This window comes from Fructilactobacillus carniphilus (assembly GCF_024029675.1).
In the GTDB taxonomy this organism is placed as follows: domain Bacteria; phylum Bacillota; class Bacilli; order Lactobacillales; family Lactobacillaceae; genus Fructilactobacillus; species Fructilactobacillus carniphilus.
Window position 1 is genome coordinate 146,482 of record NZ_CP097121.1, and the last position, 25,742, is coordinate 172,223.

General features: G+C 43.7%; 22 protein-coding genes. 20 read left to right on the plus strand and 2 right to left on the minus strand.

Features of this window, described 5'->3' with window-relative positions; all coding sequences use genetic code 11:
* The first annotated feature begins 9 nt into the window (after nucleotides 1–9).
* Nucleotides 10–1,179, plus strand: coding sequence for an SIR2 family protein (locus M3M37_RS00785; protein WP_252795291.1), 1,170 nt, complete (start codon nucleotides 10–12; stop codon nucleotides 1,177–1,179).
* Nucleotides 1,169–2,935 carry an ATP-binding protein gene (locus M3M37_RS00790; RefSeq protein WP_252795292.1) on the plus strand — a complete coding sequence of 589 codons (1,767 nt, stop codon included), beginning with the start codon at nucleotides 1,169–1,171 and terminating at the stop codon, nucleotides 2,933–2,935. The genes M3M37_RS00785 and M3M37_RS00790 overlap by 11 nt, the downstream gene beginning before the upstream one ends.
* Before the next feature lie 11 nt (nucleotides 2,936–2,946).
* Here M3M37_RS00790 and M3M37_RS00795 read toward each other — a convergent pair whose 3' ends face one another.
* The gene (locus M3M37_RS00795; protein WP_252795293.1) at nucleotides 2,947–4,119 is read right to left on the minus strand and encodes a homoserine dehydrogenase; all 1,173 of its coding nucleotides are present in this window, start codon (nucleotides 4,117–4,119) and stop codon (nucleotides 2,947–2,949) included.
* A gap of 66 nt (nucleotides 4,120–4,185) precedes the next feature.
* Between M3M37_RS00795 and thrC the strand changes: the two genes are divergently transcribed.
* From thrC to M3M37_RS00825, 6 genes are all read left to right on the plus strand, one after another.
* Entirely contained in the window at nucleotides 4,186–5,712 is a 1,527-nt protein-coding gene (thrC, locus tag M3M37_RS00800; protein ID WP_252795294.1) for a threonine synthase, read from the plus strand.
* Nucleotides 5,705–6,580, plus strand: a complete 876-nt coding sequence (gene thrB / locus M3M37_RS00805; RefSeq protein ID WP_252795295.1) for a homoserine kinase — start codon at nucleotides 5,705–5,707, stop codon at nucleotides 6,578–6,580. Before thrC ends, thrB begins: the two co-directional genes overlap by 8 nt.
* A gap of 105 nt (nucleotides 6,581–6,685) precedes the next feature.
* Nucleotides 6,686–7,267, plus strand: coding sequence for a hypothetical protein (locus tag M3M37_RS00810; protein ID WP_252795296.1), 582 nt, complete (start codon nucleotides 6,686–6,688; stop codon nucleotides 7,265–7,267).
* The gene (locus tag M3M37_RS00815) at nucleotides 7,264–8,097 is read left to right on the plus strand and encodes a hypothetical protein (protein WP_252795297.1); all 834 of its coding nucleotides are present in this window, start codon (nucleotides 7,264–7,266) and stop codon (nucleotides 8,095–8,097) included. Before M3M37_RS00810 ends, M3M37_RS00815 begins: the two co-directional genes overlap by 4 nt.
* Before the next feature lie 20 nt (nucleotides 8,098–8,117).
* Nucleotides 8,118–8,459 carry a hypothetical protein gene (locus tag M3M37_RS00820; protein WP_252795298.1) on the plus strand — a complete coding sequence of 114 codons (342 nt, stop codon included), beginning with the start codon at nucleotides 8,118–8,120 and terminating at the stop codon, nucleotides 8,457–8,459.
* Nucleotides 8,446–9,291, plus strand: coding sequence for an SPFH domain-containing protein (locus M3M37_RS00825; RefSeq protein WP_252795299.1), 846 nt, complete (start codon nucleotides 8,446–8,448; stop codon nucleotides 9,289–9,291). The genes M3M37_RS00820 and M3M37_RS00825 overlap by 14 nt, the downstream gene beginning before the upstream one ends.
* Before the next feature lie 45 nt (nucleotides 9,292–9,336).
* Here M3M37_RS00825 and M3M37_RS00830 read toward each other — a convergent pair whose 3' ends face one another.
* The gene (locus M3M37_RS00830) at nucleotides 9,337–9,612 is read right to left on the minus strand and encodes a DUF2187 family protein (RefSeq protein WP_252795300.1); all 276 of its coding nucleotides are present in this window, start codon (nucleotides 9,610–9,612) and stop codon (nucleotides 9,337–9,339) included.
* 112 nt (nucleotides 9,613–9,724) lie between these two features.
* Here M3M37_RS00830 and M3M37_RS00835 point away from each other — a divergent pair, with 112 nt between their 5' ends.
* The 12 genes from M3M37_RS00835 (at nucleotide 9,725) to M3M37_RS00890 (ending at nucleotide 25,737) form a co-directional block, all read left to right on the plus strand.
* Entirely contained in the window at nucleotides 9,725–10,381 is a 657-nt protein-coding gene (locus M3M37_RS00835) for a glycoside hydrolase family 73 protein (protein ID WP_252795301.1), read from the plus strand.
* Nucleotides 10,381–11,478 carry a 5-(carboxyamino)imidazole ribonucleotide synthase gene (locus M3M37_RS00840; RefSeq protein WP_252795302.1) on the plus strand — a complete coding sequence of 366 codons (1,098 nt, stop codon included), beginning with the start codon at nucleotides 10,381–10,383 and terminating at the stop codon, nucleotides 11,476–11,478. The genes M3M37_RS00835 and M3M37_RS00840 overlap by 1 nt, the downstream gene beginning before the upstream one ends.
* A gap of 89 nt (nucleotides 11,479–11,567) precedes the next feature.
* On the plus strand, nucleotides 11,568–13,829 hold the full coding sequence (gene pcrA, locus M3M37_RS00845; RefSeq protein WP_252795303.1) for a DNA helicase PcrA: 2,262 nt from the start codon (nucleotides 11,568–11,570) through the stop codon (nucleotides 13,827–13,829).
* A 15-nt stretch (nucleotides 13,830–13,844) separates the two neighbouring features.
* Nucleotides 13,845–15,872, plus strand: a complete 2,028-nt coding sequence (gene ligA / locus M3M37_RS00850; protein WP_252795304.1) for an NAD-dependent DNA ligase LigA — start codon at nucleotides 13,845–13,847, stop codon at nucleotides 15,870–15,872.
* A 19-nt stretch (nucleotides 15,873–15,891) separates the two neighbouring features.
* Nucleotides 15,892–17,007, plus strand: a complete 1,116-nt coding sequence (locus tag M3M37_RS00855) for a CamS family sex pheromone protein (protein ID WP_420842968.1) — start codon at nucleotides 15,892–15,894, stop codon at nucleotides 17,005–17,007.
* Between the two features lie 24 nt (nucleotides 17,008–17,031).
* A complete protein-coding gene (gene gatC / locus M3M37_RS00860) occupies nucleotides 17,032–17,340 on the plus strand; it encodes an Asp-tRNA(Asn)/Glu-tRNA(Gln) amidotransferase subunit GatC (protein WP_252795305.1) in 309 nt (102 codons plus the stop codon).
* Nucleotides 17,340–18,797 carry an Asp-tRNA(Asn)/Glu-tRNA(Gln) amidotransferase subunit GatA gene (gene gatA, locus M3M37_RS00865; RefSeq protein ID WP_252795306.1) on the plus strand — a complete coding sequence of 486 codons (1,458 nt, stop codon included), beginning with the start codon at nucleotides 17,340–17,342 and terminating at the stop codon, nucleotides 18,795–18,797. Before gatC ends, gatA begins: the two co-directional genes overlap by 1 nt.
* A gap of 2 nt (nucleotides 18,798–18,799) precedes the next feature.
* A complete protein-coding gene (gatB, locus tag M3M37_RS00870) occupies nucleotides 18,800–20,224 on the plus strand; it encodes an Asp-tRNA(Asn)/Glu-tRNA(Gln) amidotransferase subunit GatB (RefSeq protein WP_252795307.1) in 1,425 nt (474 codons plus the stop codon).
* A gap of 16 nt (nucleotides 20,225–20,240) precedes the next feature.
* On the plus strand, nucleotides 20,241–21,188 hold the full coding sequence (locus M3M37_RS00875) for a diacylglycerol kinase (protein ID WP_252795308.1): 948 nt from the start codon (nucleotides 20,241–20,243) through the stop codon (nucleotides 21,186–21,188).
* Nucleotides 21,189–21,242: 54 nt separating this feature from the next.
* On the plus strand, nucleotides 21,243–22,625 hold the full coding sequence (rlmD, locus tag M3M37_RS00880) for a 23S rRNA (uracil(1939)-C(5))-methyltransferase RlmD (RefSeq protein ID WP_252795309.1): 1,383 nt from the start codon (nucleotides 21,243–21,245) through the stop codon (nucleotides 22,623–22,625).
* A 413-nt stretch (nucleotides 22,626–23,038) separates the two neighbouring features.
* Nucleotides 23,039–24,073, plus strand: coding sequence for a protein NO VEIN domain-containing protein (locus M3M37_RS00885; protein ID WP_252795310.1), 1,035 nt, complete (start codon nucleotides 23,039–23,041; stop codon nucleotides 24,071–24,073).
* Between the two features lie 515 nt (nucleotides 24,074–24,588).
* Nucleotides 24,589–25,737, plus strand: a complete 1,149-nt coding sequence (locus M3M37_RS00890; protein WP_252795890.1) for an oxidoreductase — start codon at nucleotides 24,589–24,591, stop codon at nucleotides 25,735–25,737.
* The last annotated feature ends 5 nt before the right edge of the window (nucleotides 25,738–25,742 follow it).

Consider the following 25,742-nt stretch of genomic DNA (forward strand, 5'->3'; position numbering starts at 1 on the left):
GTATCAGATATGGTTAAGAATTTTAAAATTTACGAATCAGGTTATACAGAAGGTAATGGTAAAGAAAAGGATGAAGATGATATAAAAAACTATTTGAAAAATTTCTTATCATCAAATGTTAACTTTAATGTTTTAATTGGATCTGGAGCTTCTCTGCCAGCTATTAATACAATGGGTAGAACTTTTAATGATATTAAAACAAGTGGACAATATACTGATGAATTATCTGATTTGAAAAAAAAGTATACTAAAAGTTATTTAGGGAAAAATGATGAAAATTTTGAAAATATTGAGTTATTTTTGTCGTGGTTAGGAAATAGAATAAATGGTGCTGATGATGGCGAACTAAATTTAAATGAAAAACAAATAAAATATTATATAATAAATGAACTTATCAAATCTATATATGATGGATTTGATAATGATTCAGAAAACAATAGAAAAACCCAAAGTTATTATGAAAGCTTTTTAAAAAGATTGGTTTTTTTAAAAGAAATGTCTAATGATCAAAACGACATAATAAATATTTTTACACCAAATTATGATTTATTTTTAGAACAGTCGTTAGATAAAATTGGTTTTTCCTATACAGATGGTTTTCGTAATTCATTTAATCCTTATTTCGACACTTCACAATTTAATAGAAGGCCAGTAGACATAACTCAAAGATTTAGAGATAAATGGTCGGTTATAAAACCATTTTTTAGGATTTATAAATTACACGGTTCTTTAAATTGGAAAAGAGATCAAAATGGTATAAAAAGAAACAATAACTTAGTCTCCTCTGATACATTAGGAGCAGATAAAACAGTTATTGCACCTACATCTTCAAAATATGCTGATAGTCAAGGATCTCCATTTTCAGATTTATTTAGAGAGTTTTCAATTGAGTTAACAAAACCTAATTCAATTTTGTTAGTTAATGGATTTGGTTTTGGGGATCAGCATATAAATGATTTTATAAAACAGGCTCTTCAAAGAACAGATTTTAAATTAATTGCTTTTGTTGATGAGGACAATAAAAATACACTTAATTTTATGCAGCAAGTTGGTCCGAATTCTGAAGCTTCTTTTATAACTAATGGAAAAGAAAACGAAGCTAAAGATGCTCATCATTTTGAGACATTGTCTAATTTATTGTCTTTTAATGATCCTTTTGAGGTACGTGATGATGAATAATAATTTGTTTTGGAAAATAGGATTAATTGAGTCAGTAGAAGAAAATCTTATAACATTTTCTGTGAATTTCAGTGATACAAAAGATTATCTTTATGATGGAAAATTATTAAAAATCAATGGTGTAAATGATTTTGTTTATTCCAAAATTGATATCGATTCTTTTGTGTTGATGAAGATATTTAAAATAACATCAGCTACTTATAACTATTCTGGGTTAGATCCTAATTCTTTGGGTAATTTAGACAAATGTATGTTTTTTGCTAGACCATTGGGAATATTAAAAGATAATACCTTTTATTCAGGTATTTTAAAATTACCAATGGTTGGTGAGAAAATTTATGGTGTTACAGATGATATACTCAATAAATTTTTTAATAGTGTTAGTGATCATTTAATTAGTTTAGGAAGTGTTAATAATTATCCTGGAGTTGTCCCTAAATTAAATTTGTCTAAAATTTTAACATCACATTTGGCAATATTAGGTAATACTGGATCTGGTAAATCTACAACTTTACGAGTTTTACTGGATAAAATTAATAAAATTAAGAACCATTTAAATTCAAATTTAGATATTTTTGTATTCGATGTTCATGGAGACTATGGGGATTTACCTTTTTCTGAAAATATAAATATTAAAAATTATCATATACCTTTAGAGAATCTTAAAATAGATGATTGGTGCGCCGCTTTATTACCTAGTGAAAAAACTCAAAAGCCGTTCCTTATTAGAGCAATTAATGTAGCAAGTTTTATAAGGTCTAATCGTGAAAATATATATTTAATTTTAATTAAAATGGCATTGGAGGATAGTACTCAAGAAAATTTTTCATCTTTAAAAAGAAGTGTATTAAAATGGTGTCGGAAATTAAATGGCGTACTAGATGATGAAACAGTTGACAAAATAGAAAAATGGAAATTGAATTATGGAAATGATAATGACAATCTTCCTATATTAAAATCAGTTAAAGAATCATTAGACAAGGAAAAATATAAAACCATAAACGATATAATAAGCGAGGACAATAACGAATCTTTTACTTTAGATGATCTAGAGGAAGCTTTTGATATAGTTTTTGGTGAAGAGGAGGTACAAGGTAATAGAAAAGTAAGGAATAATTCTGAAACAATGATTTCAAGATTTAGAAATTTAAAAAATAAATACGGGATTAAAAATGGTATTTTAAATGCTAAAAATGGTCAAAAATTAGTGTTAGATAAAAATATCCATAATGGAAGTGAGATAATTCATATTTTAAATCTTACTTCTTTAGATGATGATGCACTTAGATTAGTATCTAATTATTTTTCTAGACAATTATTTGAATATAATTTGAATAATTATGATATTTCTAATAGAAATAAAATGCCGTTTAACTATTTATATTTTGATGAGGCTCACAGATATATCATGGAGTCTGACGAAGATGATATGACTATTTTTGATAGAATTGCTAGAGAAGGTAGAAAGTTTAATATTTATATTGGTGTAATAAGTCAAATTCCAAGTGAATTATCTCGTATAATTTTATCGCAAGTTGGTTCTTTTTTTATTCATAGGATACAAAATTCCGTTGACTTAGAATATATAAGAAAGAATGTACCTTCTGTTTCATATGATATGGTGTCAAGACTACCAGTTCTTTTACCTGGTAGTGCACTATTGTCAGGGAATTCTTTTGAAATTCCTTTTGAAATTAATATTGATCCTAATGGGAACGATAAATCATCCTCAACACTATCTCCAATAAAAAATTAGTATAGCTATATCTATGACCGTTGTTGGCTAATCGCAGCCAGCAACGGTTTTTCTGTTTGTTCCAGTTGCTGAATCAATTCATGAGCAGCTTCCGCAGAAATCTGCTTCACAATCCAGTAATCGTGTTCTTCTTTCTTTACTTCATAATCGGGTAGGAGACTCGCAACATCTTGTTCACTGCGAATCACGTAATCCAGTAACTTGGAGTTGTTATCCAGTTCCAGTTCTTGCTGGAAATTACGATTTAGGTGCTCCATGTGTAGCTCTAAATCCAAGAGATCTTGAATTAAAGCGTGCGCAGTGGGGAGTTCCCCGGCTCCCTGGCCGTTGAAACTCAGTTTACCAATCGTGGTTCCCCGTAACCCAACGTAGTTGTAATTCTGGTGCACACCGGCTTCAATTTCACCGGGAGCGTACAGCGTGGGCTCAATCACAAAGTTGTAGCGATTATCACGCCGGAAACTACGTCCAATTAATTTTACGACCCAGTGATGTTTTTTAAAGAAGCTGACGTCTGCCGCAGTGATATTTCGGATTCCGAACTTCAACAAGTTATCGTTCGGTTTAATCTCCGTATCATAGGCAAGCGAGGCACTAATGCAGAGTTTATTTTCAATGTCATCACCATCGAGATCAGCACTCGGATCCGCTTCGGCATAACCACGTCGTTGGGCTTCCGCCAGCACTACATCGAAGGGGGCTCCGGTTTCCATCATTTCGTCCAGGATGAAGTTGCTAGTTCCGTTGAAAATTCCATGAATGGAATCAATCTGGTCAATGCGCAACGCCCGTTCGAGATTGATAATCCAGGGAATGCCTCCACCCACGCTGGATTCAAAGTAAAACTTCACGTGGTTTTGCCGTGCCAGCGTCGTAAATTCAGTGAGGTGGCGGGCCACCACGGCCTTGTTGGCGGTTACCACGTTTTTATGGTGTTCCAACGCATCATTAATCATGGCATAAGCGGGATCTAATCCGCCCAACACTTCGATGATTGTATCAATCTTGTCATTTGCAAGAATTTCTTGATAATCAGCCGTAAAAAGGGGATTCTGATCCACCTTCTCGGGACGCACCCAGATCTGACTAACGTGCAAACGGCGTAATTGTTTTGTGGCCTGGGACTCGATGATTTTCACCACTCCATGACCAATCGTTCCGTATCCTAGTAACGCAATTTGCATCGTAATATCCTCCGTTTTCTGTATTTATTTTATATACACTTGTTTTATTAATAAAAACAGGTTACCATGTTCATAATTGAAAAACAAGGAACGGAGGAAAATTTAGTGACTTCTTTGTATCAGAGTACCCGAGATGACCAACTGCACGTGAGTTCCAAACAGGCAATTGTGACTGGTTTTGCCGCAGACCAGGGCTTATTTGTACTCCCTGATTTAGGTGCCAATCCTTTTCCGTTGGAGCAGTTAGCCGGGATGGATTATCAAACGATTGCACAGGCGGTGTTAGAACGGTTGTTGCCGGATTTTTCCCAGGCGGAAATTAAGGCAGCAATCGCAGCTGCATATGACCACAGTTTTAGCGATCCTAAAATTACCCCCTTGCAAGCCGTCGGCGACTTCCAGGTGTTAGAACTATTTCACGGTCCGACCGCCGCCTTTAAGGACGTGGGGTTACAATTACTGCCCCAGTTGATGCAACGAGCGGTGGCAACAAACGAACAAGTCATGGTATTGGCCGCCACCAGTGGTGATACCGGGACTGCCGCTTTGAACGGGTTTCGCAACCAAGCTCGGATGGGAGTTTCCGTTTTCTATCCAGATGGCGGGGTCAGCCCCGTGCAGCAACGGCAAATGTTAACCACGACGGGCAAGAATACCCGAGTGGCTGCCATCGAAGGGAACTTTGATGATGCGCAGCGCAACGTGAAACGGATTTTTAATGATGCAAAAGTACATGAGCAATTGACAGCGGGAACGCGTTTATCCAGCGCCAATTCCATTAACATTGGGCGTCTGATTCCACAGGTGGTCTACTACTTTAGTGCTTACCAACAGTTACTGGAGCAGGGGAAAATCAAATTGGGTGATCAGATTAACTTCACGGTGCCGACCGGAAACTTTGGCGATGTGTTAGCCGGTTTTTATGCTAAGCAACTTGGCTTACCGATTAAGAAACTGGTAATTGCCTGCAACCAAAATAACGTGTTGGCGGACTTTTGGCAGACGGGGACTTATGACCGGAACCGACCGTTTTACCAAACGCTGGCGCCCAGCATGGATATCCAGGTCTCCAGTAACTTAGAACGACTGTTGTATTACGAAAGTGATGGCGATACGCAGTTAGTCGGTCAATTGATGAACGACTTGGATCATCAGGGGAAGTACCAAGTCCCGGCTACATTATTGGAAAAATTACGCCATGACTTTGCCAGTGGGTTTACGACCGATGCAGAAATTGAAGCCACGATTCGGCAGGTGTTTGTGGACGACCATTACCTCATGGATCCCCACACCGCCACGGGGTACCACGTGATGCGCCAGTATCAACAATCCGATCCAGACACGCCGATGGTTCTGTTGAGTACGGCGAGTCCGTACAAGTTTGTGGACGCGGTGGCGGATGCGGTGCTGGGTCAGCATGCGGCGGATGCACAAGCTACGACGCAGCAAATAGCTGATTATACCAATGTGCCAGTTCCACCAGCCTTACAAAAACTGTGGGATTTAACTCCGGTTCAGGCTCCGCAGTTACAACCAGCTGAGATGACCGCGTGGGTCGTACGGGAAACGAACGAGGTGTTTAAGCATGATTAAAGTGACGGTTCCAGCTACGAGCGCCAATCTGGGCGTGGGTTACGATTGTTTGGGTCTTGCCTTCGATTTGCGGGCGACGTTTCAATTTCAACCAGCATCAAAATTAACCATTACCGGTTGTCCCGAGCAATTTCAAAATGAAAACAATCTTGTTTATCGAGCGTTTCAAGCGGGTTGTGAAGCGTTAGGGGATCCGGTTCCACCGTTAGCGATTAAGATTGACAGTCCGATTCCTGTTTCCCGGGGACTCGGTAGTTCCGCTACTTGCATCGTCGCAGGACTAGCCGCTGCTGGAGAGTGGTTTCAAACCCCGTTTACGCAGAACGAATTGGTGCAATTGGCCACGGACTTTGAGGGCCATCCTGATAACGTGACTCCCGCGATTTACGGCGGTTTGTGTGCCGGGGTACAAACGGATGAAGGAATCTCCGTGCTTTCCTATCCCGTAGCTGATGACCTGGATTTTCTGGCCATCGTGCCTGATTTTACAGTATCTACAGATGAGGCGCGGGCGTTGTTGCCGAATTCGGTGAGCTATGCCACTGCGACGCATCAGATTAGTCATAGCTTGTTACTGGTGCGCGCGTTGATGACGGGGAACTTATTTGACTTACGCTTGGCCCTTGACGACCGTCTACATGAGCCATATCGCAAAAAATTGATTGCTAACTACGATGTGGTGGCGGAAGCGTGTGATTATTTTGAAAGCAGCCTGTATATTAGTGGAAGCGGTTCGACGTTAATCGCAATTACGGATGACACACCGACTCGCGGAATGTTACGGCAAAAGTTGATGAAGCAACTACCGGATTGGAAGATCTTCCCATTCGCGGTAGACACAGCTGGCATTCAAGTAGAACGTGAGTAAATAAAAATCGCCGTCCAAGCGGGACGACGATTTTTTAATGGAGAAGATGATAAAATTGGATTGAGCCATTTATAGAATATTTAGTAAATATTAAAGGAAAAAAACTTGAACATATTAAAAAGAATACTTCTTACTTTTTCATCAACGTGGGTATTTGTACTAGTTTACTATTTAAAAAAATTCATCGACGGTAAAATTTATTATAGTACAATATTAAAAGCCTTATCAAAATTAAATATATTAACCTTTATACTTGCTTTTGATACAATTGGGACAGTAGTTATGTTAATTGTTCCAATTTATTATATTTATAAATGTAATCATAATAATTCTGATGAAATAGTTGGTAAAGTAAAATCCATAGATTTAATTGATAATTCATTTATTCCGGTATATTTGGGATATTTTTTTGTAGCTATGAATGCAACTCATTTTTTAGAAATGCTTTGTTTTTATTTTTTGATTTTTATTTTTGTATTTTTTTCAGGTATTGAATATTTTAATCCAATTTTTATTCTTTTTAATTACCACATGTATAAAATACAGACTGCTAATAACGTGACGGCAATTTTTATTTTAAATACTAGGAATGTAATTAGAAAGACAGAAGATTTAAAGAATATTAGTTTACTTAGAATAAACAATTTAAGTTATATTGGTTGTAAAAATATTGGAGATGAAAAATGAGTGTTCTTTTAGTTAAGTCTAGTTTAAATAATGATGGAGATTTTTTTCGAGTAGCTGGAATTGAAAATAATATTTTTAATGATTTTGACTTAAATCGTTATGATTTTATTGAATTCAATCCTAACGTTCTTATTGATGATAATCAAATTTATTATATTGAAAATTTTTCTGAATATGAATTTTGCTTGGATATTTTAAGAAATGATTTTAATACAATTGATTTTGATAATTTTAATGCCGCATTAGATAAGAAATTGCTTCTTCAATATGATAATGATGTATTTTACTTTCAAAAAATCACTAAAAGTATGTTAGGTACTAAAAAAATTCTTAGATTTTTAAATGATGGGAATAGATTCGAGGTATTTAATAATAGTCAATCTATTTCAATAAATGATGAACCGGATGCAACTTATAATAAAGAAAATGATACACTTTATTTTAAAAAATTCTCGAGAATAAAGAATATATTTAATGGAATATATATTTTATATAGAGATGCAACTGATGATGAAATTATTGAATTTTTGAATCAACAATTTATTGAGTGTGTAGGAGGATTTGGTTATAGAGATGTTAGGGATCAAAATCGTAAAAGAATAGCAATATTAGTTAATGAACAAAATATTGATTTTAATAATGATATAGATGATTTAGAACACTATTTAGGAAGATACACTGAATTAAATATAAACCGTTTTAATCGTGTGGAAATTAGTTCAGATAAGGATTTAAAAAATTTAATATATGGAATTCAAGAAAGATATTACACAACTGAAGTTCACAATTATAGAAGGATTGCAAATTCAGTTATAGATATTGGTGATTGATTTACAAAGGGAGGTCCCTCATGTCCGACCATACCAACCTCAACATCCAACTCAATAACGATCTCCTCCACACCATCACCATGCTGGCCAGCGCCAAAGGTATCAGCGTCTCTGCCGAAATTGAATCCATCCTCACCCAGCATTTTGCCAAGCCCGAACTCGTTGGCATTACAGACTTGGTGGGAACCGAAATTACAGATCACCAGCTTCAGGATGACGGCTTAGTGAAACTTCACGGTGTGTTATACTTTTACCAACTCGTGGATACGAAACGGCACCATCATGAAACATACGTGGTGGCGGATGTAACTGATCAAAAAGTGTATTTAGTCGCTAAAGGAGAATATCATGCTGGGAATTAAAGTTGTACAACAAAATAACGTCGGACTGGTAACTTTCTTGGGAAAGTACGCTCGTCAATTTGAAAGTGGACTGCACTTCTACATTCCGTTTTTTGAACGGGTGAAAACGGTTAGTCTCCAGTCGCAACCGCTGGCACTTCCCGTGCAAACCGGAATTACCCGTGATAACGCCAGCATCAGCATCCAAGTGACGTTGAACTACCGGATTACCAACGCAGAGCGCTACACCTTTGGCAACAGTAACTCGATTCAATCGATGGCTTACCAAGTTAGTGGAACGTTGCGGGACATCATCGGGAGCATGGACCTCGATGACGTTCTGAATTCGACTGACAAAATTAATACCAAGTTGATGCAAAATATCGGCGACCTCACCAACACCTACGGAATCATGATTGAACGGGTGCAAATTGGCGACCTGACTCCTTCCAAAGGAGTGAGTGAAGCGATGGAAAATCAAATCACAGCTTCGAAGAACAAGCAAGCCACGATTTCAGAGGCACAAGGGAACGCCGAACAGATTCGTTTGAACACCGAAGCTAAGAATGCGGCCAAGATTGCGACTGCCAAAGCCGACAAGCAACAGACGGAGATTCACGCGGATGCCGCCGCTTACGCTACTAAGGTACAAGCAGAAGCCGACCAGTATCGGATTGAACAACTGCAAGCTGCTTTGGCTAACATTGATCAAAAATATCTAAACGCACAGTCAATTGACGCATTGAAGGTGGCCGGAGAACAGGGGAACCTGATTATTGTTCCGAACGATAGCAACGCTGACTACGGACAACTTGCCACTTTTAGCAAGCTGCTACACAAACAAGACCAATAAAAAATGACCACCAATTTGAAGTTGGTGGTCATTTTTTACGTAACTCTATTTATCATCCTCAGCGGACTCTTCTTCTTTTTTCGGCCGGGGACCTTGCTTCACCATTTTCAGGTTTTGCCAGTTAATCACGGTTTTGTTGTGGTAGGTATCAATGATGTCTGGATCACTGCTTTCAAACCCAATTAGAAAAGAATTTTTGTATGCTTTTTCAATCGTTCCCGTAAAGTCTTGTTTCTTAATTTGAAAGGCTACTTCATCGCCGACTTCAAAGGGTGATTTTTCGGTTGCGGTTTGTTCATCGTTTTTCTTTGGCACAATCATCGCCTCCTCAAGGATTGCTAACCTATGAAATATAAACGATTCCCGTACTTTTGTCAATTCTTAACCATTTTGTAGTACAATTTATACATCTAAGACAAGCTAGGTGGTAAATGTGACAAAAAAGCGACGACGGCCCCGCCGGAAACGAAAAACAACGAAGAAGAAACGACCTCAGTCCAATAATTTTAGCGGTTTTATTCTCATTATTGTGATTGTCACTTTGTTAGCCGGTACCATCTGGGGGATTAATTACATCACTCAACCTCGTTATTCCCAGTCAAACGTCAGCCAACAGCACCAAAAGTTTATCAATCAAATTTTACCGGCTTCGTTACGCGCTCAGCGGGAATATAAAATTCTGCCCAGCATCACGATTGCCCAAGCGATTTTGGAATCGAACTGGGGGCAAAGTCAATTGTCTGCCCAGTACCACAATCTGTTTGGTGTGAAAGCCACTGCCAACCAACCTAGTGTAGAATTAAGTACCACGGAGTTTACCAACGGCAAGGCGGAAAACGTGACGGGTCGCTTCCGAGTTTACGCTAGCTGGGACGAGTCGATTGAAGCACACGCCAAACTACTGGCAAACGGAACAGATTGGAATAACCTGCAGTATCAGGACGTCGTTCGGGCCGACAACTATAAGGATGCCGCTCGAGCCCTAAGCACAGGTGGTTATGCGACCGATCCCGCCTACGCTGACAAAGTCATTGCCATCATTGAAAAGTATCACCTTAATCAATACGATCACCAGGAGGGCCAGCGATAATGAAACCATTAAATCCAGGAATGACATTGGGAATCATCGGAAAAGGATACCAACTGCAGCAACTCGCGGATACTGCTCGTCGGACGGAGTTAAAAGTTTTATTGTATCCCACTTCGACGTCTGAACATCCGCATTCCTTAACTGATGCGGATTTCTTACACTCCTTTGCCGAGCAAAGTGACGTGACGACCGCCATTACGGAGTCGGTTCCGTTGGTATCGTTGGAAACCATCGCAACCGGATCGGAATTTCCGCAGGGAACGGAACTGACCGAAATCAGCCAAGACCGGGCGTTAGAACAAGCCTTTTTTCAATCCCTGAATTTAAACGGGGTGCCGTTTAGTACGGTGATTAACACAAGCGACGTGGAACAAGGAATTGACACGTTAGGCTTACCAGCCCGGATTATTCCAATTTCAAAGCGGAGCGCCAACCAGCAACCGTTGGATCTGAAGACGAAGGACGACGTGGCCAAGTTTATCTCCCTTGCCGGACGCGGGAGCTATTTATTTGTTCCCGACTTGCCGGTTAAACACCATTTGGTTGCCAGCGCCACGAAGAGTGTCCAAGGGAAGATTGAATCGTTTCCGCTGGTTCAAATCAACCAGCAGGGACGCTCGTTTACCAGCCTCACTGAGGACACCAAGTTAATCTCACCAGAGGTTCAAACGGAAATCGAAAAAACGATGCAAAAGATTGGAGAAGCACTGCACGTGGTGGGTAACTTTGCGGTATCACTGTTAGTGACCACCACCGATATCTTGTACGTTCAGGGATTATTACCCGCGCTGGACCTACCAGTGAACGTCTTGCAACGGGGTCTTAACACCACACCAGCGGATCAACACTTACGGGCCATTCGTGGCTTACCACTAACGCCCATCCACCAGTTCCAATCCGAACGGTGGCTGAGCTTGACTAAGCCGCAACTAGAAGCAGCGCTCGAAGCGCAACGGCAACATCCGGATTGGGATTTTGACTTTAGCTATCGAGACGATCATCCAGAAATCCTCGGCGACGTCTGGATTCCCGTCGATGAGCCGGCGTTGACCAACGAACGGATTCAACGAGCCCGGTTACTACCGCATGAAGAATAAATCAGAAAAAAAGGAGAGTCAGCAAATCAGCTGGCTCTATTTTTGCTATAATTAAACTACGTATTGAGAAATTTGAAAGGACGAATCGAATGGCGCGTGCAGACTTGCTACAGAACATGAATGAGAAACAACGAGAAGCCGTCGAACACGTCGATGGCCCGCTGTTAATCATGGCCGGAGCCGGCAGTGGGAAAACTCGTGTGTTGACCCACCGCATTGCCTATTTAATTGAAGAAAAACACGTTTTGCCCTGGAACATTTTGGCGATCACCTTCACGAATAAGGCGGCGCGCGAGATGAAAGACCGGGTTAACCAACTCTTAGAGGTTGGTGGCGACGACGTGTGGGTTTCGACCTTCCACGCGTTAGGGGTTCGAATCCTGCGCCGTCACATCGAAAAGTTAGGGTATAACCAAGCCTTTTCGATTGCCGGAACTAGTGAACAAAAGACGCTTGTAAAACGAATTTTAGCGGACCTTAACTTAGATCCGAAAAAGAACGATCCTAGAGCGATTCTGGGTGCGATTTCTAACGCCAAAAACGATTTGGAAACTCCAGCTGATTACCGCCAAAAGCACGATGACGGCAATCCGTTTCACACGGTGGTTGCGGACGTTTATGCGGAATATCAGAAACGTCTGCATGCCAATGACTCGGTCGACTTTGACGATTTAATCATGTTGACCATTCAATTGTTGGAACAATTTCCAGATGTTTTAGATTACTACCAACAAAAATTCCGCTACATTCACGTGGACGAATACCAGGATACGAACGAAGCCCAGTATCGGTTGGTAACGATGCTTGCCGATAAGTACCATAACCTCTGTGTGGTAGGGGACGCGGACCAGAGTATCTACGGTTGGCGGGGCGCCAACATGAACAACATTTTGGACTTTGAAAATGACTATCCAGATGCGCACGTGACCCTCTTAGAACAAAACTACCGGTCGACCAAAACGATTTTAAAGGCCGCCAATGAAGTAATCCAAAACAACGAGGAACGTAAGGATAAAAACCTGTGGACGGAAAACCAGCAGGGCGAAAAGATTACCTACTACCGGGCGCAAAGTGAACGGGATGAAACCCAGTACGTGGTGGCTAAGATTAAGGAAGAAATGAAGCAACACCACTACAAGTACAGTGATTTTGCCGTCCTCTACCGGACCAACGCCCAATCCCGGGTAATCGAAGAAACCTTCCTGAAAGCAAACGTTCCTTACACCATGGTCGGGGGTCACAAGTTCTACGAACGTAAAGAAATCATGGACATTCTGTCCTACCTGACCTTGGCTGCTAACCCAAACGATTCGCTCAGTTTTGAACGGGTGATTAACGTCCCAAAACGGGGAATTGGGGCCACCAGCTTCCAGAAACTTCGTGACTTTGCGGAGGAAAACGGCTGGGGATTCTCCGAAGCCGCCCAAAACGTGGCTTTGGCTACTAACATCTCTACTCGAGCTCGAAACGCGATTGAGGACTTCGGGGTCACGATGGCGCAATTGCACGGCGAAGTAGCCGACAAATCGGTCACAGAGATTACCGAAACGTTACTGGAAAAAACGGGATACGTGGCTAGCCTGCGTCAGGAAAACAACTTGGAAGCCCAGGCCCGCCTTGAAAACATCGAAGAATTTCTGACCGTGACCCAGGACTTTGACGAAAAATTTGATCCGGATCAGAGTGAAACGGGGAACCGGTTGGTGGACTTCTTAGCCGACCTGGCGCTGGTTTCTGCTCAGGATGACGTCGACGAAACGGCTCCGCAAGTAACCTTGATGACGTTACACGCTGCGAAGGGACTTGAATTTCCGGTCGTTTTTATGGTCGGAATGGAAGAAAATCTCTTCCCATTGGCTCGCGCTGCTGAGAATCCCGATGAATTAGAAGAAGAACGTCGCTTAGCGTACGTTGGAATTACGCGCGCCCAACAAAAGTTATACATGACGAACGCTTACGCCCGGATGTTATACGGTCGGCAACAAAATAACCCCGCGTCGCGCTTTATGGATGAAATTAATACCGATTTATTAGAAAATGAGATGAGCCAACCCACGACCCCACGGGGACCGCGGACGCCGTTTGATAGTGATCGTTACCGCCGGCGGACCGCCGCTGCCACCCAACCGACATATCAATCTCGGCAACCAGTGGCAAAACCACAGGGAACCGGAGCCGACCGGCAAAGTTGGCAAGTGGGGGATCAAGTGACCCACAAAGCCTGGGGCACCGGAACGGTCGTGAAGGTCAACGGGACTGGCGAAGACATGGAACTAGACATTGCGTTTGAGGCGAAGGGAGTCAAACGACTTCTGGCGGCCTTTGCGCCCATTCAAAAAGTAGAACAATAGAAGGGAGCACCGGTCGTGCAGGAACTTGATTTAAATCAGCTAACTGAAGCCGAAGCAGCACAACGGGCGGCAGCATTGCGCCCCCAGTTGTTGCAGTGGGGCAAAGAATACTACGAAAATGACCAGCCGTCGGTGCCCGATGCGGAGTATGATCAGGCCTACAACCAATTGGTGCAACTCGAAACGGCTTTTCCAGCAATTGTGACGCCGGATTCGCCTACGCAACGAGTCGGGGGACAGGTTGATAGTGAATTTACCAAAGTTCCGCACCCGATTCCGATGCTATCTTTAGGGGACGTCTTTTCTGCGGATGAACTAAACGAATTCGTGGTGCGCCTGCAAAAAGATTACCCAGCGGTCCAGGAATTTAATTGCGAATTAAAGATTGACGGGCTTTCCATCTCACTGCGGTACGAACAGGGTCGGTTGGTCCAGGGATCAACGCGGGGAAACGGATTGATTGGAGAAGACATCACGGCGAACGTCAAAACGATTGCCTCGATTCCGCAACGGCTGAGTCGGCCAATTGACATTGAGGTGCGGGGCGAGTGTTACATGGGCAAAGATGCCTTCTTGAAACTCAACGAGCGCCGCGAACTCGAGGGCAAGGCGACCTTTGCCAATCCACGAAACGCTGCGGCGGGCAGTCTGCGGCAGTTAGATCCCAAGGTCACCGCCGCCCGGCACCTGAGTACCTTCATGTACAACGTCGCGGACTACGATGATTTAGAGGCCACCACCCAGAGTGGATTGCTGGCGGAACTCAAAGATCTTGGTTTTAGCGTTGACCCGGACTATCAGGTTGCCCACACGCTGGACGAAATCAATGCTTACATTGGAAAGTACCAGGCGCAGCGAGATCAGTTGAGTTATGGGATTGACGGCATCGTAATTAAGACCAACTCGCTGGCGTTGCAAACGGAAATTGGTCACACCGTAAAGGTGCCCAAGTGGGCGATTGCCTACAAGTTTCCTCCAGAAGAAGCTCACGTTAAGGTTGATGCAATTGAATGGACGATTGGGCGGACCGGGGTGGTGACTCCCACGGCGGTCTTTGCCCCGGTGAAGTTAGCCGGAACCACGGTGTCCCGGGCCACGCTCCACAATCCTGATTACATCGAAAAAAAGGATATTCGAATCGGTGATACCGTGGTTGTTTACAAGGCCGGGGACATCATTCCCGAGGTGGAGCACTATCTACCTCAAGAACGGCCGGCGGATGCACAACCGTACGTGATTCCGACTACTTGTCCTTCGTGTGGAGCCGAGCTAGTTCACCTAGATGATGAAGTGGCGCTGCGGTGCATTAATCCACAGTGTCCGGCGCAACTAGCCGAACAGGTGACCCACTTTGCCTCGCGCAACGCGATGGACATCGAAGGCCTCGGTCCTAAAATTGTGCAACAGCTCTTTGCTAAGCACTTGATTAAGGACGTGGCTAGCTTGTATCACCTGCAATTTGACGATTTGGTTACGCTTGACAAGTTTGGAGAAAAATCCGCTCAGAACTTGTTACAGGCCATTGATCAGAGTCGAGCGAACTCGTTAGAACGTTTGCTGTTTGGACTGGGGATTCGACATGTCGGTGGCAAGGCGGCTTTATTGCTAGCCCAGCACTTTGGATCGTTAGAACAGCTCCGAGCGGCGACCGCTGAAGAAATTGAAGCAATTGACTCCATCGGAGGCACGATTGCTGACAGCCTGGTGACTTACTTTGCCGAAGCCAACAGTCAGGAACTCTTGCAGGAATTAGCGGATGCCGGCGTGAACTTTGAATACCGAGGTCAGGCGCCGGTCACCCAGAGCGACAGCTTCTTCTTTGGCAAGAAAGTTGTGCTCACCGGCAAGCTGCAGGAGATGACGCAGGGAGAAGCCCAAGCTTTCATTGAAGCGCAGGGGGGCACCGTTACCAGTAGCGTCTCGAAAAAAACAGACTTAGTCATTGCCGGAGAAGCCGCCGGCAGTAAGTTAACCAAAGCGCAGTCGTTAGGCGTGCCCGTCTGGGACGAACAACGATTTAGCGCCGCCATGGCTGAACAATAAAGAAGAGGAAGGTGCAGTTGTGAAGAAAGTCGGCATTGGGATTATGCTGGCGGTCAGTGCGGTCGTACTGGCAGCCTGTGGTAATCAAAATAAGATGAGCTCTAACAGTGGCTCGACCAAAACCGAATTAACTGGTTCAAACTCCAGTGAAAACTACCAAAGTGTGATTCAGGACGGCCATTACCAAACTAGTAAGTCGTCTGGAGTCAACGAACAACAAACGAGTAACCAGTTTAACCTAGAAGGATTTCAACACGGCTTGCTCGACATTTCCAAAAAGGAATTCGCCCCGAGCAAGTACGTTTTTCAAGAAGGTCAACAAATCTCAACCGAACAAACCTATAACTGGTTGGGGCGCAAAACCAAGGATAATCCAGATGGGTTAAACCCCGAACAACCGGACAAAAAGGTGGTCCCGGAATACCTGCAACAAATCGACGAACAGGATTTCTTGCAACAAACCGGTGGCAAGCTCCAGTTAAAGGGAATGACAATTGGTTTAGGCTTGAATTCAGTGTACTATTACACTAAGGAAAAGTACGGAGCACAATATTCCAAGAAACTGAGTGACGACGAGATTCAAGCCAAAGGGAAAGAAATGGCTAACGAAGTCTTGAAACGGATGCGCGAGAAACCGGAAACCAAGGACATTCCAATTGTGATTGCCCTGTACAAGGCCGCTCCGGATGACAGCCTGGTCGGCGGAAACTTCTTTGCCTACTCCATGAACCGAACCGGCTCGAAGAGCGTCGATACTTGGAATAAGATTGACCAAAAGAACTACGTCTTTCCAACGGCCGGGAACGAAAAGGTACCAAACGCCAACGATGAGTCCGCTTTTGAACAATTCAAAAACAAGGCGCAGAGTTACTTCCCGAACCTGAGTGGGGTCACGGCCCAAGCACAATACACGGACGGGACCTTGACCGGGATGCACGTGAACATCACGACCCAGTTCTACAGCTACACGGAAATTAACAGTTTCACCCAGTACCTGCAGACGGCCGCCCAGAAGTACTTACCTCGCAACGTGCCGATTGAAATCACGGTCGGTTCCACGAACGGGGTCCAAAGTTACTTAAACCGGGATCGGGATGCCCGGAAGTTTACCACGCATGTATTTAACAACTATTAGGAAATCAGGTAAGGAGGAAGTTTGATGAGTGAAAAAGTAGATCAAGCCCGGACCCAACACATTGCCGGGTTAGCCAAGCTGAAAATTGCTGACGCAGAACTCGATCAGTTTACGGAACAGTTAAACGACATGCTCGACATGTTGGATCAACTGGGAACGGTAGATACGGAAGGGGTCGAACCGACCTACTCTGTAACCGACCAAATCAACGTGATGCGGCCTGACGTTGCGAATAACTGGGGCGAACGCGATGCCTTGTTACGCAACGCTCCGGAATCTGTTGATGGTTTGATTCGAGTTCCTACCATTATTGACGAAAGTGAGGACGAATAATGAACTATTTTGACCGTGATTTAGAGTCCGTCCACCAAATGTTGGTCGACGGCGAAACGACGTCCGTGGAACTAACCAAGCAAACGTTGGCTAACATTGATGCCCACGAAGCGGATTTGCAAGCTTACCTGGCCATGAACGACGAGGCCGTAGCACAAGCAGAAAAAATTGATGCGGCTGGGATTGACCCTGACAACGTGCTCTCTGGAGTACCGGTAGCCATCAAGGATAACCTGGTGACGACCAACATGCCCACGACGGCGGCTTCCAAGATGTTGGAAAATTTCCACTCCCTCTTTAACGCCACGGTAGTTGAAAAGCTGCAAGCTGCTGGCGCTGTGATTGTCGGCAAGACCAACCTCGATGAATTCGCCATGGGAAGCTCGACCGAAAAATCGGCCTACAAGACCACGCGCAATCCGTGGGATACCAATACGGTGCCCGGTGGTTCGTCTGGTGGTTCAGCTACGACCGTTGCGGCCGGCGAAGTTCCTGCTAGCTTGGGATCCGATACCGGTGGTTCGATTCGGCAACCCGCTTCCTTTACCGGAGTGGTTGGAATGAAACCTACCTACGGACGAGTTTCGCGGTGGGGATTAATTGCATTTGGATCTAGTTTTGACCAAATTGGACCGTTCACGCGGACGGTGAAAGATAACGCCTACCTCTTAAACACGATTGCCGGTCACGACGATCACGATGCCACTTCCTCTGATAAAGAAGTACCCGACTTTACGGCCGGAATCGACCAAGGAGTGAAGGGCATGCGGATTGCTCTACCGAAGGAATATCTGAGCGATGGCATTGATCAATCCGTGAAGGATGCCATTCAAGCCGCTGCCAAAAAGTACGAAGAACTGGGCGCTACGATTGACGAAGTTTCCTTACCGCACGCCAAGTACGGTGTGATGGCTTACTACGCCTTGGCTTCTTCAGAGGCTTCCTCTAACTTGGAACGGTTTGACGGGATTCGCTACGGTTACCGTGCGGAAGACCCGAAGAATCTGGAAGACCTGTACGTGAAAACTCGTTCGACAGGATTTGGTGACGAAGTTAAGCGCCGGATCATGCTGGGAACCTTTTCGCTCTCCGCTGGTTCGTTTGACAAGTACTTCAAGAAGGCCGCTCAAATTCGGACGTTGATCATCGAAGACTTCCAAAAGGTGTTCCAAGATCATGACCTGATTATGGGACCTACAGCACCAACGACCGCTTTTAAAGTCGGCGCTGAAAGTACCGACCCAACCGAAATGTACATGAACGACGTGATGACGATTCCAGTGAACCTGGCTGGGCTCCCCGGAATGTCCTTACCCGCTGGCTTTAGCAACGGTCTCCCAATTGGAATGCAATTAATTGGAAAACCATTCGCCGAAAGCACGATTTACCAAGCGGGGCACGCCTTTGAACAAAACACTGATTTTCACAAGCAAACCCCACAGTTGGGAGGTAAATAAGGATGAACTTTGAAACAACAATTGGACTAGAAGTCCACGTGGAATTAAAGACCAAGTCGAAGATTTTCAGTCCTTCACCAGTCAGCTACGGAGCAGAAGCCAACGAAAATACCAACGTGATTGATTGGGGTTACCCAGGGACCTTACCTCGGGTGAATAAGCAAGTGATTGCCAACGGAATTACGGCTGCTTTAGCCCTGCACGCTGATATCGAAAAGCACCCCCACTTTGACCGGAAGAACTATTTCTATCCCGATAACCCCAAGGGCTACCAGGTCACGGAAAACGATACGCCGGCCGCTACCAACGGTTGGATTGAAGTTAAGACGGCTGACGGTGGAACCAAGAAAATCGGGATTGAAGAACTGCACGTCGAAGAAGATGCCGGAAAGAATACCCACGGGAATAAATATTCCTACGTGGATTTGAACCGGCAGGGAACGCCGTTGATTGAAATTGTGTCGAAGCCTGAAATGACGACGCCGCAAGAAGCCTACGACTACCTTGAAGGGCTCCGGGAACGAATCCAGTTTACCGGGATTTCCGACGTGCGGATGGAAGAAGGTTCGATGCGGGTGGACTGTAACATCTCAATTCGACCAGTTGGTAGTGACAAACTCGGCCAAAAGATTGAATTGAAAAACTTGAACTCGTTTAACTACGTCCGCAAAGCATTGGCCTACGAAGAACAACGCCAGGCGCAAGTGATTATGGCCGGTGGGACGATTGGCACTGAAACCCGTCGTTTCGACGAATTAACCGGGAAAACTTATCTGATGCGGGTTAAGGAAGGGAAAGACGATTACCGTTACTTCCCAGAACCAGACCTGCCTAGTTTGGACATTTCGGATGCTTGGATTGACGAATTACGCGCTGCCTTGCCAGAAATGCCGGGGAAACGGCGTGCTCGCTACGTCAACGAACTCGGCTTAACCGACTACGACGCCATGGTCTTAACCCAGACCAAGGAAATGTCTGACTTCTTTGACCGGTTAATTGAACTGGGCAGCGATCCGAAGATGGCCTCAAACTACCTGCAAGGGGACGTGAACGCCTACCTGAACGACCAACAAGTGAAGTTAGAAGATACTAAGATTACGCCGGAAGCCTTGGCCGCCATGATTAAGATGTTGATGGACGAAACCATTTCCACTAAAATGGCAAAGAAGGTCTTTAAGGCCATTACCAAGGGTGAAGATCCCGAAGCCTTCGTGAAGGAAAAGGGCTTAATCCAACTGTCTGATCCTGCCGAATTGAAACCAATCGTGGACGACGTTTTAGCTAACAATCCTCAATCAATCGAAGACTTCCACAATGGGAAGGATCGGGCGGTCGGCTTCCTCGTGGGTCAAATCATGAAACGGACCCAAGGAAAGGCCAACCCGAAGATTGTGAACCAAATCCTGATGCAAGCACTAAACCAATAGAAAGCGGTGGCACCACATGCGAAAACGAGCACGCGTAATTTATAACCCAACCTCTGGACGAGAAACGCTCAAATCCAAGTTGGTCGATATTTTAGACGTTTTGGAACGGGGTGGCTACGAAACCAGTGCCTACGCTACGACTCCCCAGGAAAATTCAGCTCGTGATGAGGCCACGCGGGTCGCTCGGGAAGGTTTTGATTTGGTGGTGGCTGCTGGTGGTGACGGCACGATTAACCAGGTGATTAACGGGATTGCACCGTTAGACCATCGACCAAAGCTCGGGATTATCCCGGCCGGGACGACCAACGACTTTGCTCGGGCCCTCGGGATTCCGCGCGATGACCTGGTTGAAGCCGCGCGGGTAATGACACGGGGGCAGTTACTGCCGATGGATGTTGGTAAAGCCAGCAATGATGAGATGACGCAGTACTTCATTAACATTGCTGCTGGTGGTCGGTTAACCGAACTGACCTACGACGTGCCGTCCGACTTAAAGACCGTCTTTGGCTACATTGCCTACCTGGTGAAGGCCGTGGAAATGTTGCCGCAGGCGCGTCCGATTGACATGAAGGTCACGTACGATGGCGGCCATTACGAAGGAAAGGCGTCGATGTTTTTCCTCGCCATGACCAACTCGGTCGGTGGGTTTGAACAGGCCGTGCCAAATGCTTCGTTAAATGACGGAAACTTCACCATGATTATCGTGAAGACCGGGAACATGATGGAGATTTTGCAGCTTTTGACGAAGGCTTTGAATGGTGGTCGGCACGTAAATGATTCGCGGATTATCTACAAGAAAACGCGGAACTTCACGGTGGAGCAAAAGGACACGAAACGCCCGATGCCCATCAATCTGGATGGGGAATACGGGGGTAGTGCGCCGATGCAGTTTGAAAATCTGAAGGAACATCTTTCAATTTTTTCGAACCTGCCCAAGCAACAACCGCAGCAATTATTAGAATAAACTAAAAAAAGTTTTGTCGTGATCGGCGGCAAAACTTTTTGTTAAGGAGTAAGAATGAGCAAAAATAAACAAGCACCAGTAACGAAAAACGAAACGCTCGACGTGGACGTGACCGACCTGACTTACGAAGGAATGGGGGTGGCGAAAGTTGACGGCGGTTATCCACTGTTCATTGAAGACGCACTACCGGGCGAACAAGTCACGGTGAAGGTGATTAAGGTAAAGAAGAACTTTGCCTTTGCCAAGTTGCTAAAGGTTAACCAGGCTAGTCCAGATCGAGTGGCCATCGTGAACAAAAAGCTAACGCAATCGGGAATTGCTCCGTTGCAACACCTCAGTTACGACAAGCAACTGGAGTTTAAGCAACACCAAATTGCCGAATTGTTCCAAAAGGCCCACTTAGATCAGGTTGAAGTAGCACCCACGATTGGGATGGAGCATCCGGTCCAGTACCGGAACAAGGCTCAAATTCCGGTCCGAGAACTACATGGACAACTGGAAACTGGGTTTTACCGGCGGCATAGTCATGATTTGATTCCAATTGAAGACTTCTACATTCAAGATCCAGCGATTGATGATGCGATTGTGAAGGTTCGGGACGTCTTACGAGAATTTCAGCTTCCGGCCTACAACGAAACCACGCACCAGGGACTGATTCGCAATATCATGGTTCGTTACGGGAAGTATAGTCACGAACTGATGGTGGTGCTGGTGATTAACGACCGGCATTTACCACGGGCAGCAGAAATTACGGAAGCGATTGAATCAGCGTTGCCCAACTTGGATAGCCTCGTGGTTAACGTGAACCAGAGTACGGGGAACCGGTTACTGGGGGATAAAAGCATGGTGCTTGCCGGCAAAGACTACATCATGGACCAACTGTTAGGCACGAAGTTCTTAATTTCACCACTGTCGTTTTACCAGGTTAACCCGGTGCAGACGGAAAAACTGTACTCGTTAGCAATTGAAAAGGCCCAGTTGACTAAGGATGACATCGTAATCGATGCTTATTGTGGAATTGGAACGATTTCGTTGGCAATGGCGCCGCAAGTTAAACACGTTTACGGTGTTGACGTGGTCAAGGAAGCGATTCAGGACGCGCGGACGAACGCCAAGTTGAACCACATTGAAAACGCCACCTTTGTCACTGGAAAGGCCGAAGACCAGATGCAAAAGTGGGAAGTGGAAGGAATTAAACCGAATGTGATTGTAGTGGATCCACCTCGCAAAGGTCTCGATGCTAGTTTCATTGAGAGTGCGTTGAAGATGCAGCCGGAACGACTGGTATACGTGTCGTGCAATCCAGCCACGCTGGTACGGGACGCGCAATTGTTACTTGATGGTGGTTACACGATTGATCAGCCGGTTCAACCGGTAGACCAGTTCCCACAGACTCCACATGTGGAAAGTGTGACGGTGTTTACGAAAACTAACTAAACCTTGTCATGGTAAGATTGATTAAAGATTTTAATGTCCTTATTTTTAATGTTGTTGAAATAATGGCATTTGTATTACTTTTACGATTCTAGTTTCCACATTGCTAATTTAGCGTATAAAGCAAGGATACTTGCATATATGTGAATAAATATTAACAATAAATTTTTTCAATATGTATCTAATCATATGATTGATGATGTTGGTTATGTCTACTCTAATGATTAATTTACCAATAATGCAATGTTATCACCTATCCTCAAGATTCATAAGTATGACAACTGTTTCTAATTATTTGTTTGTTGACTCAAATCAGAACAAAAATAGTCCTGATTGTTGACTATGATATTTATCTGTGCTATTTTTCAATCAGGACGGAAAATGTCCAGACTGAAAATGAGAGAGATGTTTATATTATGAAAATAGAAGATATTTTGCCATCACCAGTATCAAATCAAGAAGCATTTATTCTTGATCATGGTAAAACCAACGAAAATGGATCACTAAAATATAAAGATGATATGACTAGTTATGGATGGAATATTAAACGGTTTAATAAGCTTCACGAAGGAGCATATGTCTTAAATCGTCATCCTGGTAAGATTACGAAGGATCGAAAGTTTGAAATTTACTCTGGCGGATATGTTAAGAATATTACTGAACCAGATGACAATGGTAACGTAATAGCAACTATTACTCATGCATTTACGTTTGCAACACCATTGAAGCAGGGAGAATCCCTTCTCGAAAATTTCAAATGGGATAGTAAAAAGAAAAAAGAAGGTTCATGGGAACACTTCTGGAATCAATATGGTATGAATAGTATCTCTATGAAAGATTTCTGGGCTCTAGTTAAAGGACAGAACTGTGTTCCTTTTGATGAATCTGCAATTAATGATAATAAAGAAGATAATCTTACGGATTCCGAGATTCAGGAATTAGAAGATGAGGATGAACCAACATCTGGATTTGAAATTACTGTTGTTGAGAATGACGGATCTAGTAGACGAGAAAAATATGGATATACAAGAATTGCCAGGAAGATTGATTTTACTAAAGTTCAAAGAGCCAAAAATAAGACCGGTAAAATTGGAGAATTTATTATTCTTGATATGCTTACAAAAAAAGCTAATCAAAAGGGACTTAAAATCCCAGAGCAAGTTTCGGTTACAAGAGGTGATGGCTTGGGATATGATATTTTGGCTTTTGATGCTGTAGGAAATGAAATTCATATAGAAGTTAAAACCTCAATCAGAAAACAAGCAGATGGATTTGATATTACAGATAACGAAGTAAAAGAATCACTAGTTGAAAATAGTAACTACAAGATTTATCGAATCTACGACCTAAACATTAAAACTTGTAAATGTAAACTTAAAATATACGATGGCCCAATAATTGAAGAAAGTTTTAAGCTGGTTCCTACCTCATATAAGTTATATCAAAAGTAAAAAATACCTTATAATTGTGAGATATTGGATATTTTTTATCAATTGGTGAATTATTTTCTTATTAAAGCAGATCAGATTGTTTTAAGTAATATCAATAAATTTACGTATAAACTAATTGTATTTTTGTATAATATAATTTATAATTAGCGGCATATTTTGCAGGCAAAATTTGCTTAGCATAGTAGGAAAACCAAAATCCACCATTTCAATAATTGAAACCTAAGAAATTAATCCAGCTTTTAAATTACTAGAAGAAATTAGAGCAAAGATAAATAGACGGTTAAACATTAAATATGTTTAGAATTATCAATTTTTTATTGTTAGTGTTTGAATTTTTGAGAACTAGATAGAAATGACAAAAGGATGATCTTCGTTTGATACTAGCATCATGCTTTTATTTTCAGTATAACTTACTAAAAGTAATCAATATCATTTCTATTTCTTGGAATCCAGCTATAATTTAGCTACAAATGTTAGCTTAGTCAGAACGAGATTTTGAGAAGGAGGAATCCATTATCGTACGGAAACTAACGGATTCAGTCACATTTCGCCGCGGGGTTACAGTAAACGGGCGGTTATTTATGCCACCAATGTTGACCTCGTCGGGAACGGTGGATGGAAGAGCAACTGAAGATACGTTGCAATACTACGCGGCTCGCAGTAAGACAGCGGGCATGTTGATCACCGAGTATCATTACGTCAGTGAGAACGGGGGACCCAGTGGCGGTGGTCCGTTTGGGCAACAACTCGGGATTTATGATGATCAGCACGTGGAATCGATTAAGGCGCTTGCCACAGACATGAAACAAGATGGAGCGAAAGCCATCTTGCAAATTAACCACGGTGGGTTACGCAGTAACGGCTTTGGCGCCGAACACGGGTATGCGTTTGGTCCGAGTGTCATCCATTTCCTGAAGTTGGATTATCAAGTGTTAGAGTTAACGACTGATCAGATTCACGCGATTATTCGCGACTTTGGTTTAGCCACGAAACGGGCCATTGACGCGGGTTTTGACGGCGTTGAAATTCACGGGGCCAATCACTACCTGCTGCAACAATTTATGTCAACGTATTCAAATCGGCGCACTGATGAATGGGGTGGCTCATTGGCTAATCGGATGCGTTTTCCACTAGCAGTTGCCAAGGAAGTCCTCCGCGTGGTAAATCAGTATGCTCCGAAAGATTTCATCGTCGGTTACCGGATTAGTCCCGAAGAACTGCATCAGGATGGCAGTGGCTACACGATTGCGGATTCCAATCAGTTGGTGAAGGAATTGAACAAGTTAAAACTAGATTACCTGCACGTTTCCATCTTTGGCCACTACTATGATGGTCCGAAAGACAGTAAGCTGAGTTACACGCAAATTTACCGCGAATCGCTCGATGACGAAACGAAGCTGTTGGCGGTCGGCGGTGTATTTAGTGCCGAAGCAGCGCTGGATGCTGTTAACCACTATATGGACATGGTCGGGATGGCCCGGGGAAGTTTGATTGATCCGCTGTTTGGATACAAGGTAGCTAATGATCAGGCGGATGAAATTGTACATGAGATTTCACCGGAACAGTTGAAACAAACGTCCTGGACCAAGGGATTGTTAGACTCGTTCTCGTTGCCGGATAACGGATTACCACCGTTGCCAAATGGTGATTCGATTAAAAAATAGAGCAG